Annotated in this window: 17 protein-coding genes; 7 read left to right on the forward strand and 10 right to left on the reverse strand. The window is 71.0% G+C overall.

All coding sequences use genetic code 11. The features are described from left to right. Nucleotides 1-91 precede the first annotated feature (91 nt). Nucleotides 92-2,500, reverse strand: a complete 2,409-nt coding sequence (locus tag ACIREE_RS03435; RefSeq protein ID WP_404145532.1) for a penicillin acylase family protein — start codon at nt 2,498-2,500, stop codon at nt 92-94. A 182-nt stretch (nt 2,501-2,682) separates the two neighbouring features. Between ACIREE_RS03435 and ACIREE_RS03440 the strand changes: the two genes are divergently transcribed. Then, on the forward strand, nt 2,683-3,057 hold the full coding sequence (locus ACIREE_RS03440; protein ID WP_404146785.1) for a PPOX class F420-dependent oxidoreductase: 375 nt from the start codon (nt 2,683-2,685) through the stop codon (nt 3,055-3,057). On the opposite strand, the gene ACIREE_RS03445 is transcribed toward ACIREE_RS03440, so the two are convergent. After that, nucleotides 3,047-3,751 carry a class I SAM-dependent DNA methyltransferase gene (locus ACIREE_RS03445; RefSeq protein ID WP_404145535.1) on the reverse strand — a complete coding sequence of 235 codons (705 nt, stop codon included), beginning with the start codon at nt 3,749-3,751 and terminating at the stop codon, nt 3,047-3,049. The two genes, ACIREE_RS03440 and ACIREE_RS03445, sit on opposite strands and share 11 nt — an antisense overlap. Nucleotides 3,752-3,908: 157 nt before the next feature. Here ACIREE_RS03445 and ACIREE_RS03450 point away from each other — a divergent pair, with 157 nt between their 5' ends. After that, a complete protein-coding gene (locus ACIREE_RS03450; RefSeq protein ID WP_404145538.1) occupies nt 3,909-6,557 on the forward strand; it encodes an alpha-L-rhamnosidase C-terminal domain-containing protein in 2,649 nt (882 codons plus the stop codon). A gap of 38 nt (nt 6,558-6,595) precedes the next feature. Here the strand turns inward: ACIREE_RS03450 and ACIREE_RS03455 are convergent, their stop codons facing one another. The 3 genes from ACIREE_RS03455 to ACIREE_RS03465 all read right to left on the reverse strand — a co-directional run bounded on the left by ACIREE_RS03455 (nt 6,596) and on the right by ACIREE_RS03465 (nt 11,656). Next, nucleotides 6,596-7,165 carry a DinB family protein gene (locus ACIREE_RS03455; protein ID WP_404145540.1) on the reverse strand — a complete coding sequence of 190 codons (570 nt, stop codon included), beginning with the start codon at nt 7,163-7,165 and terminating at the stop codon, nt 6,596-6,598. A 126-nt stretch (nt 7,166-7,291) separates the two neighbouring features. Beyond that, the gene (locus ACIREE_RS03460) at nt 7,292-10,597 is read right to left on the reverse strand and encodes a CARDB domain-containing protein (protein ID WP_404146787.1); all 3,306 of its coding nucleotides are present in this window, start codon (nt 10,595-10,597) and stop codon (nt 7,292-7,294) included. 342 nt (nt 10,598-10,939) lie between these two features. Then, a complete protein-coding gene (locus tag ACIREE_RS03465) occupies nt 10,940-11,656 on the reverse strand; it encodes a heparin lyase I family protein (protein ID WP_404145543.1) in 717 nt (238 codons plus the stop codon). 275 nt (nt 11,657-11,931) lie between these two features. Between ACIREE_RS03465 and ACIREE_RS03470 the strand changes: the two genes are divergently transcribed. The 5 genes from ACIREE_RS03470 to ACIREE_RS03490 all read left to right on the forward strand — a co-directional run bounded on the left by ACIREE_RS03470 (nt 11,932) and on the right by ACIREE_RS03490 (nt 18,716). Beyond that, the gene (locus ACIREE_RS03470; RefSeq protein ID WP_404145546.1) at nt 11,932-13,746 is read left to right on the forward strand and encodes a methylmalonyl-CoA mutase subunit beta; all 1,815 of its coding nucleotides are present in this window, start codon (nt 11,932-11,934) and stop codon (nt 13,744-13,746) included. Next, complete coding sequence (scpA, locus tag ACIREE_RS03475; RefSeq protein ID WP_404145549.1) at nt 13,743-15,938, forward strand: methylmalonyl-CoA mutase; 2,196 nt, start codon at nt 13,743-13,745, stop codon at nt 15,936-15,938. The genes ACIREE_RS03470 and scpA overlap by 4 nt, the downstream gene beginning before the upstream one ends. Nucleotides 15,939-15,950: 12 nt before the next feature. Continuing rightward, on the forward strand, nt 15,951-16,931 hold the full coding sequence (meaB, locus tag ACIREE_RS03480; protein ID WP_404145552.1) for a methylmalonyl Co-A mutase-associated GTPase MeaB: 981 nt from the start codon (nt 15,951-15,953) through the stop codon (nt 16,929-16,931). Between the two features lie 108 nt (nt 16,932-17,039). After that, nucleotides 17,040-18,368 (forward strand): DEAD/DEAH box helicase, encoded by a 1,329-nt coding sequence (locus ACIREE_RS03485; RefSeq protein ID WP_404145555.1) that lies wholly within the window; start codon nt 17,040-17,042, stop codon nt 18,366-18,368. 105 nt (nt 18,369-18,473) lie between these two features. Further along, nucleotides 18,474-18,716: a GreA/GreB family elongation factor gene (locus tag ACIREE_RS03490; RefSeq protein WP_404145558.1), complete on the forward strand. Its 243-nt coding sequence runs from the start codon at nt 18,474-18,476 to the stop codon at nt 18,714-18,716. Nucleotides 18,717-18,758: 42 nt separating this feature from the next. Here ACIREE_RS03490 and ACIREE_RS03495 read toward each other — a convergent pair whose 3' ends face one another. The 5 genes from ACIREE_RS03495 to ACIREE_RS03515 form a co-directional block, all read right to left on the reverse strand. Beyond that, nucleotides 18,759-19,835 (reverse strand): CU044_5270 family protein, encoded by a 1,077-nt coding sequence (locus ACIREE_RS03495; protein ID WP_404145560.1) that lies wholly within the window; start codon nt 19,833-19,835, stop codon nt 18,759-18,761. Next, complete coding sequence (locus tag ACIREE_RS03500) at nt 19,832-20,503, reverse strand: RNA polymerase sigma factor (protein WP_404145563.1); 672 nt, start codon at nt 20,501-20,503, stop codon at nt 19,832-19,834. Before ACIREE_RS03500 ends, ACIREE_RS03495 begins: the two co-directional genes overlap by 4 nt. Nucleotides 20,504-20,588: 85 nt before the next feature. Further along, the gene (locus ACIREE_RS03505; RefSeq protein WP_404146790.1) at nt 20,589-21,380 is read right to left on the reverse strand and encodes a sulfite exporter TauE/SafE family protein; all 792 of its coding nucleotides are present in this window, start codon (nt 21,378-21,380) and stop codon (nt 20,589-20,591) included. Between the two features lies 1 nt (nt 21,381). Continuing rightward, on the reverse strand, nt 21,382-22,179 hold the full coding sequence (locus ACIREE_RS03510) for a GntR family transcriptional regulator (RefSeq protein ID WP_404145566.1): 798 nt from the start codon (nt 22,177-22,179) through the stop codon (nt 21,382-21,384). A gap of 198 nt (nt 22,180-22,377) precedes the next feature. After that, nucleotides 22,378-23,364, reverse strand: coding sequence for an alpha/beta hydrolase (locus ACIREE_RS03515; protein ID WP_404145569.1), 987 nt, complete (start codon nt 23,362-23,364; stop codon nt 22,378-22,380). Between the last annotated feature and the right edge of the window lie 24 nt (nt 23,365-23,388).

Genomic DNA, 23,388 nt, shown 5'->3' on the forward strand with positions numbered 1-23,388 from the left:
CCCCGCCCCCCCCCCCCCCCCCCCCCCCCCCCCCCCCCCCCCCCCCCCCCCCCCCCCCCCCCCCCCCCGCCCGCCCCCCCCCCGGGCCGGGTCAGTCGCGCAACATCGTCACCTTCAGGTCCGGATCGCTCGCGATCTCGGCTGCGGTGAAGCGTTCGGTGACCCATTGCTTGCGGCTGAAGAGGCGGGTCTGGTCGGTGTAGTGGGGCGAGGTGGGGTTCGCCGACTGGCCGTAGGTGAGCAGGGTGTGGGCGCGGGGGCCGTCGGGGGTGAGTTCGACGGCCATCAGGAAGCTGGAGCCGAACGCCCCCTCGGTCGGGGTGCCGGTGCCCGCCTCGGGCCCCGCGTCCACGACGTTGAAGCAGCCCTTGTTCCCGTTGCAGCCGGGCAGCGGGATCCCGGCCCACTTCTGCACGGTGCCGAGTGCGGTGTCGACCGGGAGATCGCGGGCGGCCAAGTCCTGGACGGCGTCGGCCAGGGCGTGCCGGACCCGGGCGTCGTCGCCGTTGATGCCGCGCGGTGTGGTGAGGGGCTGCGCCGGGTCGTAGGGGACGCGGTGCCAGGTGTCGGAGGGCCCGCCTCGCAGGATGTGGTCGTAGAACGTGGTCCAGAGCGCGGCGCCCCGGCTGTCGGTGTCGGCGCGGGTGTCCCAGCGGGCGAGGGCCGCGCAGGCCTGCCGTACGTCGGTCTCCTTGCCGTCCGTCGTCTCCAGGAGCGGGTGGGCGCGGCACAGGGCGACCACGTCGTCGCGGCCCGTCTCGGCCGACAGGACACGGTTGCCGAACGCCGAGGAGCGCAGGGTGCGCCCGGTGAACCCGGGGGCGCCGAGTCCGTCCGTGCCGTCCGCCCGCCGCGCGATCATGTCCAGTCCCAGCTGGGGCCGTGGCGCCAGGCGGGGATCGATGTCGTACACGCCGGGGAGCCCGGTGAGGGGGGCTTCGGGGTTCGTGTACTGGGGCCCGTTGTTGGAGTTGGCGACATAGTCGGTGCGGGTCAGCTTCGGTTGGTGGGACGGACCGTAGAGGCCCGGTACGAGTGCGTCGGGGTCGCTGCCCCAGGCGCAGGCGGTCGTCGAGCCGTCGAGTGCGTCGGGTCCGTCCTCGCCGCCCGGGCGGGTGCAGCGCTCGAGTTGGGCGTCGGTGAGGTGCGGTACGGCGGAGGAGTCGGTGAAGTACGTGGCGCCGCTGGTGTCGGCGGCGAGGGTGTAGGTCCAGGGGATGCCCTGGTAGGTGTCCTGGGCGGTGCGGAGTTGGTCGAGGCTGTGGGCCTTGCCCATGGCCAGCCAGGTGTTCATGGAGCGCAGGTTGTCGGCGTTGGCGTCCCGGACCGCGTAGGCGGTCCTCGTGGTCCAGCCGGAGGAGAGGACGGGGCCGAAGCCTGAGGTGTACAGCGTCCGTTCGACCGTTTTCACCCGGCCGTCGGCGTCGCGGACGGTGATCGGGACGGTGCGGCGTTTCATCCGCTCCGTCCTCCCGTCGACGACGTAGCTGGTCGGGTCACCCGCCACGAGTTTCAACGCGTAGGTCGACGTGTGCCGGGCGTCGCTCGCGGTGTGCGTCCAGGCGAGGTCCTTGTTGTGGCCGATCAGGACGAGAGGCGTGCCGTACAGGCCGGCGCCGGACACGTCCAGGGTGCCGGGGATCGTCAACTGCACCTGGTAGAAGCGGAGGGCGCCGCCGACCCACGGAAGGTGCGGGTTGGCGAGGACCATCGCGTTGCCGGTGCGGGTGGCGTCGCGGCCGAGCGCCCAGCCGTTGCTGCCGAAGTCGTCCGCGGCGGGCCCCTGCCCGCCCGGCGCCGAAAAGGCGGCGGCCCTGGCCGTGGCGTCACCGTCGGCCGTCGGCGGCTTCGCGTCGCCGATGTCCGGCGCGAGCGGCACCGCGCCGGTCACCCCGCTGACGTCGTACACGACGCTCCACAGGTCGAGCGCGGTGACCGGGCGCACCCAGGGCTTACCCGCACAGCGCGCGTCCGGCAGTCTGCCGACGCCCGTCTCCCGCAGGTAGCGGTTGTATCCGGCGGCGTACCCCTGGACCATGCGCCGCAGTTCAGCGGTGGGACCCAACGGCGCTCTGCGGTCCAGGAGTTGCTGGACCGTGCCCGCGCGCCGCTGCCCCTTGTAGTAGGTGTCGCTCGCCAGGTTGACGCCCTCGCCGCGCTCTCCGTCGGGCCCGAAGTAACGGGACCGCTCACCGCGTAACGTGACCACCTGGTCGGCGAGTTCGCAGACGTTGTCCTGCGCGAACGCGTACCCGTATCCGTAACCGAGCCCGTCGAAGTCCCGCGCGAGGATGTGTGGAATGCCGTACGCGGTGCGGCTGATCTGTGCCGTGCGCCCGCCCTCGGAGAGGGTCTCGCCGGCCGGCCCCGTAGCGGCGGACGAAGCCGTCGGCAGAAAGGCGGCGGTCACCGATGCGAGACAGAGCGCGGCCGCGGCGGCGCCCAACCGGCCGCGCACAGAGTATCTATGACGTTTCGTCAGCGTTCTTGATTCACTCATGCGCCCCACCCTCCACGGTATGACGCGGGGTGGCATCCGGCGCTCGGGGGACATTCCCCCCGTGGCGTCACCCGCGGGATGTACGCCTGCCGACCGGGCCGAGGCGAGGCCGGACCGACCCCGGACATGTGTGCCCGGGCCTCCTGTGTCGACGACGCCGATAGACTCCGGGCGTGTCAGCCATGGAAGAGATCCGTCGCAGCAAATACATCAGCCTCACGACGTACCGGAAGGACGGGAGCCCGGTCGCCACACCCGTCTGGCACGTGGCGCGGGACGAGCGCGAGCTCGTGGTGGTCACACCCGCCGACTCCTGGAAGGTCAAGCGGCTCCGCAACAACAGCGCCGTGACGGTCACCGTCTGCGACGTCCGCGGCCGGACCGCCCCGGACGCCGCCACCCTCCCCGGCACCGGCACCCTGCTCGACGAGGCCGGCACCGAGGCCGCTCAGGGCCTCCTCGCCAAGAGGTACCTCTTGTCCCGGATCGGGAACGGGTTCCTCAAGGTCCTGCGCGTACGGAAGAAGCCGAACATCGGCATCGCCGTCACCCTGTGAGCGACCCTCGCCGGTCATCGGGCCTGCGGGTGGCGAGGAGGATCCCCCCGAGCGTGCTCTCGGCCGAGCTGAGGGTCCTGTGCGTCTCGACGGTGAAGCCCGCCTCGTCGAGCCAGGCGGCCAGCCGTTCGGGCTGCCGCCGGTGGACGTGCACCTTCATCGGGTGGCCGCCATACCCCTCTGTCTTCAACTGCGACGCGTCCCCCACGTGGAATCCGAGCAGCAGGGGGGCTCCGGGGCGCATCGCCCGCCGGAAGTGGGCGAGGACCGGGCCGATCTCGTCGTCGGGGACATGGATCAGCGAGTACCAGGCCACAACACCGGCCACCGATGCGTCGGCGAGGTCGAGTTCCGTCATGGACCCGACCTCGAACCGCACACCGGGGTGATCGCGCCTGGCGACCTCGATCATCGCGGGTGACAGGTCGATCCCGAACGCGTCCAGGCCGAGCCCGCGCAGGTGGGCCGTGATCCGTCCCGGCCCGCATCCCACGTCGGCGACCGGGCCCCCGCCGCCGGTGCGCACCAGGTCGGCGAAGGTCTCCATGACCGCGCGTTCTACCGGCATGTCGTCCAGCAGGCCCCGCGTCCGCTCCGCGTAGCTGTCGGCGACCGTGTCGTACGACCTCCGGGTGTCCTCCAGCCAGGTGCTCGCGGTGTCCGTGGCGTGGTCCGTTTCTCGTTCTGTCGTCACGACCGCAGGCTACTCACGGGCCGCTCGCTCCTCCACCCTGCGTCCTCCACCCACTGCTCAACACCTGTACGGAGAAGGGCTCCTGGGATAACGTCGCCTCGGCCACCAGGAATGAATCGTTTCACCCCCACTCCACGTCACTGAGAAGTGAGGCGCCATGACATCGAGCCGCCCAGCCGAAAACGCCCCTCTGCCCGGCCCCGCCAGACGCACCGTCCTCGCCGCGGGCGCGGCGGCCGCTGCCCTGACCGCGGCCGGACTCCCGTACGCGCAGACGGCAGCCGCGACGCCGGCCGGCGGTGCCACCGCGATGCCTCCCGGTTCCGAACCGCCGCGCGGTGGCACCGGTTGGCAGCGCTACGTCCAGGCTCCCTCGTCCCGCACCGTGCGCCCGGTCCGCACGCTCGCCTCCGCAGGCGCCGTCGACCGACCCGAGGGCCTGCTCAAGCCGGGCGGCCCCGCGACGGTCCTGCGCCGGCCGCAGCCCGCCCCGGCGCCCCGCTGGCCGGAGGGCACCACGGCCGAGGCCTCCTCCACCCATGCGGGCAACAGCGGGAGCGACGGGCAGCCGCGGACCTACGACGCCTCCCATGCCGTGGACGGTGACCCGGAGACGTTCTGGAACGACGACACCCAGGGCGCCTTTCCCGACACCCTGACCGTGACGCTGCCCGCCGAGCGGGAGCTGTCCGGCATCACGGTGGTCTCCAACAGCGACGGCGTACCGACCGACTTCACGGTCGACGTGTGGCACGGCGATGCGTGGCAGCGGGCCGCCACACATTCTGACAACGATGTCATCCAGTGCCCGGTGCCGTTCGCGACTCCGCTCTCCGCCTCGAAGGTCCGCATCACGGTGACGGGCGTACAGGACACGCAGCAGGGCGCGTTCACCCGGATCAACGAGGTGTGGCCCGAGGCGGTGGAGGCGGTCGAACCACCCAGCGTGACCGTGGACTTCGGCAAGGTCGTGGTCGGCTTCCCGCGCATCCGGTTCGCCGGCGCATCGGACAACTCTCCCGGCGTACGCGTCGCCTTCTCCGAGACCCAGCAATTCCTCACCGACCGCAGCGACTTCACCCGCTCCGACCAGGCGGGCGGCGCGGGCCGGGGCACCGACCAGTTCGCGGTGCCCGCCGGCGGCGCCGACTGGCTGGACCACAAGGGCTTCCAGGCCGGGGACAAGGTCTTCGCCGACGGACTGCACGGCTTCCGCTACCTCAAGATCACGCTGGACGCGTTGGCCTCCGACGCCCCTGCCGCACAGTCCTGGGGCACGGTCGAAGTGGACTCCGTGAGCCTGGAGTTCAGCGCCTACCTCGGTACACCGAGCACCTATCGCGGCTGGTTCCTGTGCTCCGACGACGACCTGAACCGTTACTGGTACGGAGCGTCGTACACGAACGAGCTCGTCACCGACACCTTCCGGCGCGACGACGTCGACCCGCGGAACGCGTGGAGCGCGTCCCTGGAGGGTCAACTGGTTCTGCACGACGGTCCGAAGCGCGACCGCGACCCGTACGTCGGCGACCTGGCCGTGTCCGCGCGCACCCTGTACCTCACGCACGACGACGCGGCGGCCGCCGCGCGCAACGTGCTCGCCGATCTCGCCGAGCACCAGCGCGCCGACGGGTGGATACCACCCGCCTCGATCAACAACTACACGCTTCCGCTGTTCGACTATCCGCTGTGGTGGGTGACGTGCAGCTGGGACTACGTGCTGTACACCGGCGACCGGGCGTACGCGACGCGCTACTACCCGAACCTGCTGAAGGTGCTCGACGCCTGGTACCCGAGCGTCACCGACGACGCCGGTCTGCTCAGCAAGGGACTCAACGGCACGTCGGGGTACGGGGATTACGCCTTCCTGGACCGTACGGGGCGCATCACGTACTACAACGTCAACTACGTCCAGGCGCTCGGCGATGCCGCCCGCCTGGCCCGCTTCCTGGGGCACGCGGACGACGCGGCCCGCTGGGAGAAGCGGGCCGCTGAGGTCGCCGCCGCGGTCAACACGCATCTGTGGGACGAGAAGGCGGGCGCCTATCTCGACTCCTCGACGGGTCCGGTGCGCCACGCCCAGGACGGCAACTCCATCGCCGTCACCGCGCAGGTCGCCGACGCGGGGCGGGCCGCGTCGGCACTCGCCCACCTGGACGCCACCACGCGACAGCCGTACGGCAACGCCTTCATGGACAACGACACGATCTTCGACGGCGCCTCGCAGCGCGTGTACGCGTTCACCTCCTACCCGGAGATCGTCGCCAGGTTCGAGACCGGGCGCGCGGACTCCGCGCTGGACCAGATCCGGCGCACGTACGGGTGGATGGACCGCCACGATCCCGGCATCACGAACTGGGAGGGCATCGGTCCGGGCGGCTCGCTGTACGAGGGCGCGTACACGAGCATGGCGCACGGCTGGTCGACGGGCGTGCTGCCCGCGCTCACCCATCAACTCCTCGGCGCCCGGCCCACCTCGCCGGGGTACGCCACCTGGCTGGTGCGCCCGAACCCTGGCGACGTGACCTGGGCCCAGGGGCAACTACCCACGCCGCACGGGCCGTTGGCCGTGGAGTGGGAGAATTCCCGGTCGCGGTTCTCGGTGACCGTGCGGGTGCCCCGCGGGACCGGCGGCTCGTTGGCGCTGCCGGGTGATCCCGGGCGGCTGACCGTGCGCCAGGGCCGCCGGACGGTGTGGGACGGACGGCACGCCTCGCACCGCACCGTCCGGGTCGCCGACGGCCGCGTCCGCATCTCGTCCCTCGGCGAGGGGACCCACACGTTCACGGCCGTACGCGAGGACTGACGCAGGCGGCGGGAGGGCGGGCGCCTGCGGGAGCCCCGTTACTGGCCCACCCTCCCGTCGACGCACTCGCGCAGCAGGTCGGCGTGGCCGCAGTGGCGGGCGTACTCCTCGATCCTGTGCACCATCAGGCTCCTGATCGAGATCCCGTCCTTCCCCGGACGCGCGCCGAGGTCCGGGTGGGCGGCCAGCGCGGCATCGGTCGCGGCCTGCTCGCGTTCCAGATCGGCGTGGGCGGCGTCGACCACGGCCTGGTCCGCCACGGCTCCGTCGAAGTCCGCGTCCCGCTTGCCGTACAGCTTCGGCAGCGGCTCGTCGTGGGTGATCCAGCCACGCCAGTCCCGCTCCACCTCGGCGAGGTGCCGGACCAGGCCGAGCAGGGACATCGTCGAAGGCGGCACCGAGCGCCGGGCCAGCTGCTCCGCGTCCAGGCCCTCGCACTTCATCCGCAGGGTCGCGCGGTAGCCGGACAAGTAGTCGAGCAGCGTGGCGAGTTCGCCCTCCGGGTCGGGTCCTTCGCTCTCGCGGGGGTCGTCGTCCGGGTCGACCCACATATCGGCGTAGACGGTCGCGCGGGTCCATCGTGCGGGCTGGTCGGTCATGCGGGCCATGGTCGACCCGCGAGACCGTGGCGCGCCACTTGTTTAGAGATGCTCCGGCTCTGAGAGGTACTTCGCCGCCGGCGTGGACAGCGGGGCGTCGGAACGCCGGCGACGAAGGTTCGGGGCGGGCCGGGATCAGCCCTGCTTGATGACGAACTGCGATCCGGGCTCGGTCAGGATGTCGCCCTGCGCCGAGCCGGTGATGGTGACGCCGGTCAGCGTGGCGCTGCCGCGGGCGCCGGACATGGCGAGGATGCCCGACCCGTTGTTCGACTTGTCGATGGTCACGTTGGTGACCTGGACATCGGGCATCTCACCACCACCCGTCTTGAACTGGATGCCGTCGTAGGTGGAATCGTGGATGTCGGTGTCGCGGATCGTGACACCCGGGATGGGCTGCCCCTGGGCGAACAGGGTGATCGCGCCGAACTCCTGGTCCTCGTTCCAGAACGCGCCGCCGGTGCGGTACAGGCCGTTGTTCGCGATCAGGGTCGTACCGGTGAACGGGAGCGGGTCGTGGTCGGTGGCGAGCATGATCCCGGGGTAGTTCATGGTGTCCGAGATCAGGTTGTTCTCGATGGTGTTGCCGTGACCGCCGTAGACCGCGATGCCGTTGGCCCGCCAGGGCAGTTGGACGGTGTTGTTGCGGAAGTGGTTGTCGTGGCCGACGTCGACCGACGTGTCCTTCACGTACTTGCTGGCCCAGACGGCCATGGCGTCGTCGCCCGTGTTGCGGAACGAGGAGTTGTAGACGGTCGAATTGCGGGTGCCGTTGGCGAAGTTGACGCCGTCGGCGTAGGTGTCGCGGATGCGTACGCCGTTGAACTCGACGCGGTCGCCGGGGCCCCACAGCTCGGGGATGTTGGAGTAGTCGCGGCCGACCCAGGCACCCACGTTGGCGTGCTCGATCCAGACGTTGGTGATCTTGGTGTCCTTGCCGAAGCGTCCGTTGAGCGCGACGCCGCCCTCCGCGTTGCCGTCGCCGCCCCGGATCGTGCCCGAGCCGAAGATGGCGATGTCGGAGATCTTGGTGTTGTCGTCGATGTCGAACCCGAAGTTGCCCTCGTGCGGGTGGTTGATGCCGCCCGCGTCCTGCGGCGCGATGAGGGAGTACAGCTGCGCGTGCCACATGCCGGCGCCCTTGATGGTGACGTCGCGGATCCCGACCTGGTTGTACTGGCCCCGGTTCTGCGGGTCGTCGGTGAGGATCTTCTTCTCCTGGCGCCACTGTCCGGCCGGGATCCACACGCACGGGATCTTGCCGGTCTGGTCGGCGGTCACGGCACGCTGGATGGCGTCCGCGTCGTCGATGCCGTCGCCCGGCACGGCCCCGTACTCGGTGATGGAGGCGCACTCGGCGGGCTTGGCCGTCGGCGCGGCGACCTGCTCCAGGTCGACCAGGTCGACGATGTAGAAGGAGGCCGTGTCCCCGCTGTCCCGCTGGAGCCGGAACTTCGTGCCCTCGGGGTAGGTCGCGGTGAGCAGGGCGTGGGACTCGTCGAAGAGGCGCCTGGCGTCGCCGCCGGGCCGGTTGGTCAGCCCCTCCGGGTCGTCGGTGGTTCCGTAGAGCCAGCTGTTCTTGGACGACAGGTTCAGCTTGCGCACGAACGTGCCGTCGGCGTAGAGGCTGAGCGTCGCCTCCTGTCCGCCGCCCGCGGCGGCGTCGGGGATCGAGTTGCGTACGACGATCGAGTTCGAGGGGGTGGTGGACGTGAACTCGACGTATTCACCGGTGGAGTTGAGGCGGACCGACGTGCGGCCGGAGGATTCGGTGGCGAAGTTCGTGTGCCCGAAGGTGCGCTTGGCGTCCGTCGTGAGCAGGGTGCCGTTGGTGCGTCCGTCCTCCGCCTCGTACTCGGTGTAGGGGACGGCCGCGCCGCGCCCGACGACCAGGGTCCGGGCGAAGGTGTTGTTGCCCTCGTTGGTCTCGGTGAGCTTGTTCGTCGCGTCGGCCGTGGCGGTGAGTGCGGCTCCCCCGTTGGTGGCGGTCCAGCTGCCGCTGATCGCCACGGTGGCCGAGGCGCTGGCCGCGATGCTGTCCGTGGCGCCGGTCAACGCGGCTCCGCCGACGGTGAGTTGGGTGACGGTGCCGGCGGGCACCTGGCTCGTGCCGCGGTTGTGCACGGTGACGGCGAAGGTGACCTTCGCGCCGACCGCCGGGTTGGCCGGGGTGGTGGCGATCCCGGTGACTTCCAGATCGGGACCGGGGGCCTGGGTGACGACCAGTTTCGCGTCGGCGTTGCGGCTGTTGTTCGAGTTGTCCAGTTCGGCGACGGCGTCCGTCGGGTCGACGACCGCGGAGACGCCGTAGCTGCCCATGGGGTGAGTGCCGACCTTGACGGGCACCTTCACCGACGCGCCGGCGGCCAGAGCTCCGACGGCGGCGCTCCCGGCGACCGCGCCTTCGAGGCTGACGTCCACCGTGGTGGCGGGAGCCGCCGCGGTTCCGTTGTTGCGGACCGTCGCCTCGACGGTGACGGCGTCCGCCTCGGACGGCGACGCGGGTGACCACGTCAGGTCGGTCACCGTCAGGTCGGGGGCGGGTGCGGCCGTGCCGACGACCTCGAACTCGGCGACCTGCCCGCCGCCCGCTCCGCTGTTGCCGGAGAACTGCAGCCGTACGTCCGCGGAGCGGCCGGTGACCGGGATCGTGACGGTGTTCTGGTTCGCCGACGGGTTGAAGGTGTACTCGGCGCGGTCCTTCAGTGACGTGAAGTCGGTGGCGCCGCTCTTGCGTGCCAGGACCTGGATGGTCTGCGTACGGGTGCTCCACGCGGCGTTCGGACTGAGCTTGACGACGACACCGGACAGGTCCGCGTCGGCGCCGAGCTTCACGGTCAGTGCGGAGGAGGCGCCGCTCGCCTCCCAGTAGGTGTCGGTGCTGCCGTCGTTGGCGTTGGGCGCGACGTAGTTCTGCGTCGTCGACGTCGCTTCGATGGGCTTGCGCAGGGCGAGATTGGTGCCGGTGGGCGGCGGGTCCCCCGGATCCTGGCCGCCGTCCGTGCCGAGGATCTCCACCTCGGACAACTGGGCCGCGTTCCAACCGGAGTTGTCGCCGACCTGAACCCGTACGTACCGGGTCTCGGCCGCGACGTCGACCGTCACGCTGTTGCCGGAGCCGGGGGCGAAGGCCCGCTTCGCCCCGGCCGCGAGGGTGGTGAAGTCCCGCCCGTCGGAGCTGCCCTGGACGCCGACCGTCTCGGTACGGGCCTCCCAGGAGGCGGGGAGCTTCAGCAGCACTTCGTCGACGTCGACCGTACGTCCCAGGTCGATCTGCACCCATTGCGGGAACGAGCCGGCCGGACCTTCCCAATACGTGGCCTGGCTGCCGTCGGTGACGTTGCCCGCGGGGTAGCCGTCATGCGCCCCGCCGGTGGTGACGGGTCTGCCGAGTGCCACGTTCTGCGCCGCGGCGGCGGCCTGAGCCGCCGTCGGCACCATCCCGACGGTCAGCAGTCCCGCCGTCACGGCACCGGCGAGCCACCGCCATCTATGACGTGCCCCTGTCATTTCAGTCATGACGCTCCTTGAGGGGTTCTCCTCGGAGGCCCGGCACGGCGCGACTCACCGGCCCGTCATCCAAGTATTGAGTTGATCTGTTAATTTTTTGCGCAACTTCGAGGACAGATTCGCCTCAGGCTTCCGCCTTGTCAACGGATGTGACACGAAAGCCCGCGGGCCGTCATGGCGCCGCGGGCGTGTTCGCGCTCTCTATCGGTTCTCCACCGGATCTGACCGGCGGTCAGTTATTTGCTGCGATCGGTTGACATATTGCGTTTACGGTTAGTCAACGTCAGCCCGCGAAGTGCCCATGGAGAGGCCCGCGACCCAGTTGATGGAGGCGGTGCTGTCGTCCGTGCCGAAGTACGTTCCCCAGCGAGGCTTGTTGCCCAGGTCGTCCCAGGTGCGAGCGCCGGTCCGGGAGGCGAATTCGGTACCGTCCTTGAAGATGGAGAGCGTTCCGGCGCCACTCGAGTCCGCGGTGATCCCCAGCTGTACGGAGTGCCACTCGCCCGCGGTCCAGGGCGTCGTCCCGATCGAGATCCAGGTCTCGCCGGGGCCCACGTACCAGGCTTTGAGCCGGCCGTCCTCGACCTTCATCAGGACCGGGTAGTTCTGGCTGTTCTGGTCGTTCGTTCCGTTGGACTTCCACTGGAAGACCGTCTGCGCGTTCCCGGTCTTCGTCATGGAGTCCCAGCCGAACCAGTACGTGCTGTGGTCCTTGAAGGTGTACTCGCCGTCGGCGGTCCGGACGCTGTGTCCCTCGCAACGGGGCGTACCTATGGGCTTGTTGAACTTGAAGAACGCTCCATGTCCGTCGTTCCAGTTGCCCGTGGTGACGCTTCCCGGGCTGTCGCAGAGCGTGGTCACGAAGACGCCGACGCCCTGGGAGGCGTCCGCGTCCCAGATCACGGACGCCTGGGCGGGGGAGGTCGTCAGGACGGTCGCGCATGCGAGTGCGGCAGCAGTACAGGCCCAGGCACGCAGTGGGGGGCGCATGTGGTCACCTTTCCGGATGTTCGGCCGAACGGCTCGGCTCAGTCGTTGAGTTGCGCTCCGTTGTAGTCGTTTCGGTCACAACGCTCAATATCTCTCGCCGAATTGATCGAATCGATCGGTTTGCCGTGAGAGGGGACCTCTGCGGCAGGTCTCGGCGCGCGGCACACCCTGCTCGCCGCCCGGTCGATAGAGGCTTGACGCCCGGCAGGCAAGGAGAACAAGGTCACACCCGCGTCACCTGCTATTCCTCGCCGAATCTGACCTAGCATCCGGGCATGACGGTCCTGCCTGACGACGGGCTTTCCCTGGCAGCCGAGTTCCCTGACGCGACACATGAGCAATGGCAGCACCTGGTCGCTGGTGTGCTGCGCAAGTCGGGCAAGGAAGTCTCGGCTCCCGAAGCGGAAGCCGCTCTGTCCACCACGCTGGAGGACGGGCTGCGTGCCCGCCCCCTCTACACAGCCGACGACGACGCTCCCCCCGCCGGCCTGCCCGGTTTCGCCCCCTTCGTGCGCGGTGGCCGCGCCGAGGGGAACACGGTCGGCGGCTGGGACGTACGCCAGCGGCACACGGTCGCCGACTCCGGCGCGGTCCTGGCCGACCTGGAGAACGGTGTCACGTCCCTGTGGCTGGCGGTGGGCGACGGCACCGGCTTCCCCCTCTCCGCTCTCGCCTCGGCCCTCGACGGTGTCCACCTCGATCTGGCCCCCGTCGTACTCGACGCGGGCGCCGAGGTCGACGCAGCCGCGCGTCACCTGCTGCGTCTGTACGAGGACAAGGGCCTCGCACCCGACGCGGTACGGGGCAACCTGGGCGCCGACCCGCTGGGCCACGAGGCACGCACCGGGGACGCGTACGACAGCGCGCCGGTCGCCGAGCTGGCCCGCCTCTGCTCCCAGCGGTACCCGGGGCTGCGGGCGCTGACCGTGGACGCGCTGCCGTACCACGAGGCCGGCGGCTCGCCCGCTCAGGAACTGGGCTGTTCCCTCGCCACCGGCGTCGCGTACCTGCGTGAGCTGACCGAAGCGGGGCTGACCGTCGAACAGGCGCTGGCGCAGCTGGAGTTCCGCTACGCCGCGGGCGCCGACCAATTCCTCACCGTCGCCACGTTCCGTGCCGCGCGCCGCCTCTGGGCCCGGGTGGCCGAGGCGTGCGGGGCGCCGCGGGCGGGCGCGCAGCTGCAGCACGCGGTGACCTCGTCGGTGATGATGACGCGGCGCGACCCGTGGGTGAACATGTTGCGCACCACGATCGCGACCCTGGCCGCGGGCATCGGCGGCGCGGACTCCGTGACCGTGCTGCCCTTCGACCACGCGCTCGGCCTGCCGGACGCGTTCGCCCGGCGCATCGCCCGCAACACTTCGAGCATCCTGATCGAGGAGTCGCACCTCGCCCGGGTGATCGATCCCGCGGGCGGCTCCTGGTACGTGGAGCGGCTGACCGACGAACTCGCCCACGCGGGCTGGGAGTTCTTCCAGGAGATCGAGCGGGCGGGCGGTCAGGCCGCTGCCCTGCGCTCCGGCCTGATCCGCGACCGGCTCGCCGAGACCTGGTCCGCGCGGAGCAAGAAGCTCGCCACGCGGCGCGAACCGGTCACCGGCGTCAGCGAGTTCCCGCAGCTGGCCGAGAAGCCCGTGGTGCGCGAGCCGGTGCCCGAGCCCCCGTCGGGCGGTCTGCCCCGGGTACGGCGGGACGAGGCGTTCGAGGCGCTGCGGGCCCGCTCCGACGCGCACCTCGCCGCGACCGGCGCCCGGCCGCGCGTGTACCTGGCCGCCCTGGGCCCGGCCTCTGCGCACACCGCCCGGCTGAGCTTCGCGGCCAACCTGTTCCAGGCGGGCGGCGTCGAGGCCGTCACCGACGGCCCGTTCGAGGAGAGCGGGGCCCGGGAGGTGTGCCTGTGCTCCAGCGACCCGGTGTACGCGGAGCGGGCCGAGGACACCGCCCGGGACCTGCGGACGGCAGGCGCCGGGCACGTGTTCCTCGCCGGCCGCCCGGGATCGTACGCCGGGGTCGACACCTATGTCTTCGCCGGCTGTGACGCCGTGGCCGTGCTCTCCGTCACGCTCGACCGCATGGGAGTGTCCCGATGACCGCCCCCCGCATCCCCGACTTCTCCGCGATCGAGCTGGGGACCCCTGCCCCGGAGACCGGCTCCGACGAGTGGCACAGCGCGGTGAAGCGGGCCGCCGACGGTGACGACCTGCTGTGGGAGACGCCCGAGGGCATCCCGGTAAAGCCCCTGTACACCGGTCAGGACCTGGAGGGCGTCGACTTCCTGGACACCCGCCCCGGTGTGGCTCCGTATCTGCGTGGGCCCTACCCGACGATGTACGTGAACCAGCCGTGGACGATCCGCCAGTACGCGGGTTTCTCGACGGCCGAGGAGTCGAACGCCTTCTACCGGCGCAACCTCGCGGCCGGCCAGAAGGGCCTGTCGGTCGCCTTCGACCTGCCCACGCACCGCGGCTACGACAGCGACCACCCGCGCGTCACCGGTGACGTCGGCATGGCGGGCGTGGCCATCGACTCGATCTACGACATGCGCCAGCTCTTCGACGGCATTCCGCTGGACAAGATGTCCGTGTCGATGACGATGAACGGCGCCGTGCTGCCGGTGCTCGCTCTGTACATCGTGGCGGCGGAGGAGCAGGGCGTACCGCCCGAGAAGCTGGCCGGGACCATCCAGAACGACATCCTCAAAGAGTTCATGGTCCGCAACACCTATATCTATCCGCCGAAGCCGTCGATGCGGATCATCTCCGACATCTTCGCGTACACCTCGCAGCGGATGCCCCGCTACAACTCGATCTCCATCTCCGGCTATCACATCCAAGAGGCGGGCGCGACGGCCGACTTGGAGCTGGCCTACACGCTCGCCGACGGCGTGGAGTACATCCGGGCGGGCCGGGCGGCGGGCCTGGACGTGGACGCGTTCGCGCCGCGGCTGTCGTTCTTCTGGGCGATCGGCATGAACTTCTTCATGGAGATCGCCAAGCTGCGGGCGGCCCGGCTGCTGTGGGCGAAGCTGGTCAGGCAGTTCGACCCGCAGAACGCCAAGTCCCTCTCCCTGCGCACCCATTCACAGACCTCGGGCTGGTCGCTGACCGCGCAGGACGTGTTCAACAACGTCACGCGTACGTGCGTGGAGGCGATGGCGGCCACCCAGGGCCACACCCAGTCGCTGCACACCAACGCCCTCGACGAGGCGCTCGCCCTGCCCACCGACTTCTCCGCGCGCATCGCCCGCAACACCCAGCTGCTGCTCCAGCAGGAGTCGGGGACGACCCGCGTGATCGACCCGTGGGGCGGCAGCGCGTACGTGGAGAAGCTGACGTACGACCTCGCCCGCCGCGCCTGGCAGCACATCCAGGAGGTCGAGCAGGCCGGGGGGATGTCACAGGCCATCGACGCGGGCATCCCCAAGCTGCGCATCGAAGAGGCCGCGGCCCGCACCCAGGCCCGTATCGACTCCGGGCGGCAGCCGGTCATCGGCGTCAACAAGTACCGGGTGGACTCGGACGAGCAGATCGACGTCCTCAAGGTCGACAACTCCTCCGTGCGGGCCCAGCAGATCGCCAAGCTGCGCAGGCTCCGCGAGGAGCGCGACGAGACCGCCTGCCAGGCCGCGCTCGCCGCCCTCACCCGGGCCGCGGGCGGCGAGGGCAATCTGCTGGAGCTCGCCGTGGACGCGGCGCGCGCGAAGGCGACCGTCGGGGAGATCTCCGACGCGCTGGAGAAGGTGTACGGGCGCCACGCCGGACAGATCCGTACGATCTCCGGCGTGTATCGCAACGAAGCAGGCGAGTCCCCGAACGTGGACCGCACCCGTGTCCGCGTCGAGGAGTTCGCCGAGGCCGAGGGCCGCCGTCCGCGCATCCTGGTCGCCAAGATGGGCCAGGACGGGCACGACCGCGGACAGAAGGTGATCGCGACCGCCTTCGCCGACCTGGGCTTCGACGTGGACGTCGGCCCGCTGTTCCAGACCCCGGGCGAGGTGGCGCGGCAGGCCGTCGAGGCGGACGTGCACATCGTCGGGGTGTCGTCGCTGGCCGCCGGGCACCTCACCCTCGTACCGGCACTGCGCGAGGCGCTCGCCGACGAGGGGCGCGCGGACATCATGATCGTGGTGGGCGGCGTCATCCCGCCGCAGGACGTGGCCACGCTCCTGGAGATGGGCGCCGCCGCGGTGTTCCCGCCCGGCACGGTCATCCCGGACGCGGCCCACGACCTGGTGGAGCGCCTCGCGGCCGACCTCGATCACCGTCCGGTCACCGACCAGTGAGCCGGTGATTCCATGGCCATCGATCTCGACACCTACGTCAAGGGTGTCCTCGACGGGAAGCGGGCGGTCATCGCCCGCGCGATCACGCTCGTCGAGTCCACCCGCCCCCAACACCGGGCGCTCGCCCAGGAGTTGCTGACCGAACTGCTGCCGCACAGCGGGCGGGCGCGGCGGATCGGCGTCAGCGGGGTGCCGGGGGTGGGCAAGTCGACGTTCATCGACGCGTTCGGCACGATGCTCACCGGATTCGGGCACCGGGTGGCCGTGCTGGCCGTCGACCCGTCGTCCAGCAGGACCGGCGGGTCGATCCTCGGCGACAAGACGCGGATGGAGCGCCTCGCCGTCGACCCCGCGGCGTTCGTCCGCCCCTCTCCCACCGCGGGCACGCTCGGCGGTGTCGCCAAGGCGACGCGCGAGTCGATCGTGGTGATGGAGGCCGCCGGTTACGACGTGGTGCTCGTGGAGACCGTCGGCGTCGGCCAGTCCGAGACGGCCGTCGCGAACATGGTCGACTCCTTCCTGCTCCTGACCCTGGCGCGGACGGGCGACCAGTTGCAGGGCATCAAGAAGGGCGTCCTGGAACTGGCCGACGTGGTCAGCGTCAACAAGGCGGACGGCCCGCACGAGCGCGACGCCCGGGCCGCCGCGCGGGAACTCGCGGGCGCGCTGCGCCTCATGCACGGCAAAGACGCCTTCTGGACGCCTCCCGTACTCAGTTGCAGCGCCCGCGAGTCGACCGGCCTCGACACGGTCTGGGAGCGGCTCGAACAGCACCGCACGCTGCTCGACTCCTCCGGTCGTCTCGCCCGGCGCCGCCGGGACCAGCAGGTCGACTGGACCTGGACCATGGTCCGGGACGAGCTGCTCGGCAGCCTGCACGCCGACCCGTCGGTCCGCTCCCTGGCGCCCGGCCTGGAGCGGCAGGTCCGCGACGGTGAACTCACCGCCACGCTGGCCGCCGAGCGCATCCTGGACGCCTTCAGGAGCCGCTGAGCCGTACGCTCGGTCCGTGTTAATCTCAACCGTTTGGGCGGTCCCAGCTCATCGGTCAGTCACCCCTGCCGGGCCTTCCTCGGTACGTCCCCTTACGGAAGGCTCTTCATGAACGGCTCCTTTTCCGACCTGGACCTGCCGGCCGAGGTGCTGCGCACCCTCGCCGAGCACGACATGCGGGAGCCCTTCCCGATCCAGGCGGCCACGCTGCCCGACGCCCTCGCCGGACACGACGTGCTGGGGCGCGGGCGCACCGGATCGGGCAAGACGCTCGCCTTCGGCCTGCCGCTGCTCGTGCGGACGGCCGGCCGGCGCGCGGAGCCGAAGCAGCCCCTCGCCCTGATCCTCGTACCGACGCGGGAGCTGGCGCAGCAGGTGAGCGCGGCCCTCGCGCCGTACGCGCAGGCGCTCGGGCTGCGGATGGCCACGGTCGTCGGCGGGATCTCGATCGGCCGGCAGGTCGCCGCGCTGCGCGACGGCGCCGACGTCGTCGTCGCCACCCCCGGCCGGCTGCACGACCTCATCGACCGCAAGGCGTGCCGCCTGGGACGGGTCCGGATCACCGTCCTCGACGAGGCCGACCAGATGTGCGACATGGGCTTCCTGCCGCAGGTCACGGAGGCGCTGGACCAGGTGCACCCCGACGGTCAGCGCATGCTGTTCTCGGCCACCCTCGACCGCGACGTCGACCAGCTGGTGGAGCGCTACCTGCACTCCCCCGTCGTCCACTCCGCCGACCCGTCGACGAGCTCGGTCACGACGATGGACCACCACGTGCTGGTCGTCCACGGCCCCGACCGCTACGCCGTCGCCACCGAGATCGCCGCCCGTGACGGCCGGGTCCTGATGTTCCTGGACACCAAGCACGGCGTCGATCTGCTCACCCGGCATCTGCGAGGCAGTGGGGTGCACGCGGCGGCCCTGCACAGCGGCAAGTCACAGCCGCAGCGCAGCCGGACCCTCGCGCAGTTCAAGAGCGGCCAGGTCACCGTGCTGGTGGCGACCAATGTCGCGGCCCGCGGCCTGCACATCGACGATCTCGACCTCGTGGTCAACGTCGACCCGCCCACCGACGCCAAGGACTATCTGCACCGCGCGGGCCGCACCGCACGGGCCGGGGAGTCCGGCAGGGTCGTCACGCTGGTGCTGTCGGGGCAGCGCCGTGAACTGAGCAAGGTCACGGCCGACGCCGGCATCGAGCCGACGGTCACCAAGGTGCGCTCGGGCGAGGCGGAGCTGAGCCGCATCACCGGTGCCAAGGCGCCCTCGGGCAAGCCGCTCGACGGGCCCGCCACGCCCCCGGCCAAGAACACCAACACGCCGTTCCGCGGCCTGGGCACCACCAAGGACGCGTCGCCCGGCAGGTCCCGCAAGTCCGGCGAAGCCCGCAAGCTCGCCGAGGCGCGCAAGGCGGCACAGGTGCGGCGCGGGCGCTGAGAGCCTGTTTTCGGGGGAGAGCGGGCGGGACCGCGCCCGAGGTGGTTACCGCTTATGCTACAGATAGGCATTTTGCCCTAATTCTCCGGTTTGCGAGGAGCAGGCATGGCGAGCGAACCCACCGCCCGGGCCGAAGTGGGCAGCACGGTCACGCTGCGCTTCGCCGACGGCACCGAACAGGCGCTGCACATCGGCGAGTCGGCGAACGCGGACGACGCGACGCTCATCACCTACGACAGCCCGCTCGGCAGCGCATTGCTGGGCCGGTCCGCCGGAGACACGGTGCGCTACCGGACACCGGCGGGGCACACGACGGCCGAGGTGCTGGCGCTGGGCGACGCGCCCTGAGAACCGGTTCTCAGGGCGCGTACGGACGGCCCCCGCAGGCTCTCAGCTCTGCTGCGAGGTGGCGGGCGCCTGGCCCGCCTTGTCGACCACCGCGTGGGCGATCTCGGCGGAGCTGGACATGAGGGTCCCGGCCTTGCCGTACCGCGTGTCCCTGACCAGGTAGCTGCGGGAGCCCAGGAAGTTCAGGTCCTTCTTGTCGAAGACCCACTCGGTGCGGGTGCCGAAGGTCTTGTCGTCGCGGGAGATGCCGACGCCCTTGCGGCCGATGGCGTCATGGGCATCGGGGGCCTCGCTGACACCGGGGATTTTGGCTGCCGCCTGGTAGAGGGCGGCGGCCGTCTTGGGCGGCATCAGCGCGCCGACCAGGGAGCCGATCTGCTCGAAGACCGCCTGGTCACGCTCCTCGCCCTCGAACTTCGGCGTCTTGGCGTACAGGTACGTGAGCAGCTTGTCGGGGTCGGTGGGCAGCGACGCCAGCCAGTTGTAGGTGGGACGGCTGAGACCGGCGGGCGTGCCCTCGGTGTCGCCCAATTGGGCGTTGATGTTCTCCGCCTTCTCGCCGTCGGTCTTGGTGACGCCCATCTTGAGCAGCGGACCCGGCTCCTGCGCGACCCACGACTCGGTCTCCCTCAGGGGCTCGGCGACCGCCTTTCCGCTGCTCAGGTCCGCGCCCATGGACTTGTCCCGGCTGTAGACGAACTGGTCGCCCCGCACCGTGAGTTCGTCGCCCTTGCTCGCGGCGAGGGAGATCTGGTCCAGCAGCACCGCCGCGGACGAGGTGCCCGAGGTTCCGTGCTGCCGGGTCGCCGTAGTGGCGGGCGCGTCGTCCCCGGTGGCGACGACGATGCCCGCGGTGAGGATGCCGCCCAGGGCGAGCGCCGTCACCGGCACCAGGAGGGCGGGGCGCAGCAGGCGCCGGGCGGGGCGGGGGCGGGAAGCGACCTGGTCGTGGTCGATGCGCTGCATCAGTTGTTCCTTGTGCTGGAGGTGCTGCTCGCGCGAGAGGTCCCAGCGGGCCGGGGCCGGCAACAGCCGAGCGATCTCGGCGATGTCGGTGTCACGGTTCGCCGCCTCGGCGTCCATGGCCCCGGCCGCCTTGTTGTCGTGCTGCTCGTTCATGCCGTTTCCTCCCTCACGGGCAGGGCCGCGAGTGCGGCTTCACCAGTCATCTCTCCTCGGGCGGCGCGCGGTTCCGCTCTTTGCTGCGCTTCTTTTTGCTGCGCTTCTTTTTTCTGCGCCTCGTCGGCGAACCGGGCGAGTTTCGCGCGGGCCCGCGACAGGCGCGAGCGCACGGTTCCGACGGGAATGCCGAGAGCCTCGGCGGTCTGCTGGTAGTCGAGGCCCGACCACACGCACAGTGTCAGTACTTCGCGTTCATGGCGCCGCAGCCGGTCGAGCGCGCCCTGCACGGCGTCGAGCCGGCGCGCGTCGTCGAGGCGTCCGGCGACCTCGGGCGCGAAGTCCGCGACCACGGGCGGCTGCCGCTGGCGGGCCAGGAACGCCACGCGGCGGCGCAGGCCGCGCCGGGAGTTCTCCGCCTTGTGCGTGGCGATCCCCAGGAGCCAGGGGCGCAGCGAACCTCCCTCGGTGTGCACCCGTTCCCGTGCCCGCCAGGCGGTCAGGAACGTCTCCGACATGATGTCTTCGGCCGTCGACCAGTCGCCGGTGAGCCACAGCGCGTGCTGGTAGACGGGGCCGGCGTACTGCTCGTACAGCTCGGCGAACGCACCGCGTCCACCCGTGCGTACGCGCTCGCGCAGATCGTTTTCTGAGTCCCTCACAGCCATTACCTCTCCGCCGCCCCGGCGGAGTTCCTGTGACCTGTGCCACGCCTGTCTCATGCCTGTACCTGTGCTTTCGCCACAACGTACGTCACGAGTGCAGCGCCAAGAACGGCGCCAGGGCCAGCAGGAACGCGACCAGCGCGAACTTGAGGCGCCGGGCCGGCAGTGCCCGGGCGATCCGCCAGCCGATCAGCACCCCGGCCAGTTCGGGGATCCCGACCACCGCGGCCAGGCCCCACACCACATCGCCGTGGGCGACGTAGGCCACCGTGCCCACGCCCGCGATCACGATGGACTGCACCTGCGCGGCGGCCAGCGAGGCGAGCACCGGCAGGCCCGCCACGACGAGCAGGGGCACGCTCAGCATGGGGCCACCGAGGCCGAACAGGCCCGCCGCGAACGCGACGACGACACCGATCACGACCGTACGGGTCAACGGGAGACCGGCGTCGTAAAGGTCCGGCTCGATCCGCGCGTCCCCCGATGCGGCCGGGGTCCGCCGCTCGCGCGCCCACACCAGGATCCCGGTGACGGCGACGGCGACGGCCAGCAGAGTCCCGAACCCCCGCCCCGCGACGAGGGTGTTGCACAGGACCCCCAGGGGCGCTCCGACCACGGCGACTGCGGCCAGCACGGCCGCGCAGCGCCGCGTGCCCGCCGTCCGCAGGTGCCCCGAGCGCGCGTACGCGGCGGTGCCGAGCAGGCCCGTGGCGACGTGGGTGACGATCGCGGTCCCGGCGACCCCGGACGGTGTCAGACCGGAGAACAGGAAGAGGCCGATGGTCGGCAGCACTCCCCCAGGTCCGACCGCGGTGATGCCGATCCCGCCGAGCAGCCCGGCAACCGCCAGCAGGACGAGGTGCGCCAGGTCCAAGTGCATCTCACTCACCAGCCCGTTCCGGTCGGCCCCGCTCTGGTCGGCCCCTCGGCAGCACCGTGCGCAGGGCGAATCGGTCCGCGCGCACCCGAAGCGACTCGACGTCGACCGGGCGGCCGTCCGTGAGGCGGGTCAGCCGGTCGATGGCGAACAACGCGGCGCCGTCCGCCACGTCCAGCAGCCGTGCGGTGTCCGGTTCGGCGGTGACGGCGTGCACGGTGACCTCGGCGCTGCCGAGCCGCTCTCCGCTGGTCTCCTCGATGAGCGCGAACAGGTCACGGCCCGTCAGACAGTGACCGAGCAGGGGACGTCCGATGTCGGGGGCGAGCCATGTCGAGTCGAGGGAGAGCGGGCTGCCGTCGAGTGATCTCAGCCGTTCGATGTACACCGCCTCACAGCCCTCGGCGAGGTCCAGCCGTTCGGTGATCGCCGGCGGGGCGTGCGGGACGACCCGGGCCGCCCGCACCTCGTTGGTCACGGTGCCGTACGGGGTCAGCTCCTCCGCGAGGCCGACGAGACGGTCGAGGCCGTGGCCGCACTTGCGTGCCGTCACCTGGGTGCCGATGCCGCGCCGCCTGGTCACCAGGCCTTCGTCGCGCAACAGGTTCAGCGCCTCGCGGACGACGTTCCGGGACGCGCCCAGTGAGCGGCCGAGAACGCGTTCGTCCGGTAGCAGCCCGCCCGTGTCGTCACCGTAGTCACCGTCGACGATCCGCTGCCGCAGCACATCGGCCGCGCGGCGCGCCCTGGCCGCTCGCCCGGATCTCTCGTCGTACGTCGTCGATCCGTCTCCGCCTGCCATCGCCCGCCTCTCCCTGATGCCCGAGACGGCAGACCGTACGCGCCCTCGTGTTTCGCCGGAGTTACGCCACCCACCCCGACCTGCACAGACGTCTGACCAGGCGATCAGTGACCGGCTCACACGGCAACGCCGCTCCTGACCTGCGCGACCCCGCGGGCATCCGTCCCAGCACCGCGGAGTCCGACGTCATGCAGCTCTTCAGGGCGTAACCCCCAGCCCCCTGAGCAGCATCGGCAAGGAGGCGTGCAACTCCCTTTGCCAGTACGGCCATCCGTGGGTTCCGGGGCCGTAGAAGTTCGTGGTCAGGTGGCGGGCTCCGAGGCGGTCGAGCTTGTCGGCCAGGGCCTGGTTCTGCCGGTTGAAGTCCGCTTCGAGGTCGCTGGTGGTGCCCGGTGGGTCCAGGGGGCCTGTGGTGCCGTCGCCGCACGACAGGTAGACAGGGATCGAGGTGAGGTGGCGGGCCAGGTGGTACGGGTCGTGGGCCGCCCAGATGGCGCGCTGCGCGACGGGGTCGCCCCAGACCTTGCGCGGGTCGCCGCCCTGGCCCGCGAAGAAGCCCATGATGCGGTTCTGCGACTCGTCGTTCAGGAGCGGGTGCACGGAGCCGGAGTAGGCCGCGGCCGCCTTGAACATGCCGGGGTGCCGGGCCGCGTACATCAGTGCTCCCTGGCCGCCCATGGACAGGCCCGCCACCACGCGACGGCTGCCCGCTCCCCAGTCGCGTTCGAGAAGCCCGCGCAACTCCTGGGTGTGGAAGGTCTCCCAGGCGGGCGCGCCGCCCCGGCCGTAGTTCCACCAGTCGCTGTACCAGCCGTTCCAGCCGGCCTCCGGCATCACCACGAGGACGTCGCGCAGGCTCTTGATGCCGGCGACGTCGGTCATGTTCGTCCATGACGTGTAGTCGCCGCAGCATCCGTGCAGCAGCCACAGCGTCGGCCAGTGGCGGTGGCGGTCCTTCGGGTTCCAGCCGTCCGGGGTGAGCAGGCGGACGTTCACCGTGTCGCCGCCGAGCGCTGATGAGCGTACGGACAGGTCCACCTGCCGGTCGGCGACCTGGGTGACGGCCACGACCTCGGCGCCCCGGGGGCCGGCGGCGGCCGCCGGTGCGTGCGGCGCCAGGGTGAGCAGCAGCGCGGCCAGTACGAGCAGCAGGCATCTGACGCGGCGGATCGAGGCGGCGGTCACGGCGGCTCCCGTGGGTGAGTGAGG

It is taken from the genome of Streptomyces sp. NPDC102467 (assembly GCF_044765445.1).
In the GTDB taxonomy this organism is placed as follows: domain Bacteria; phylum Actinomycetota; class Actinomycetes; order Streptomycetales; family Streptomycetaceae; genus Streptomyces.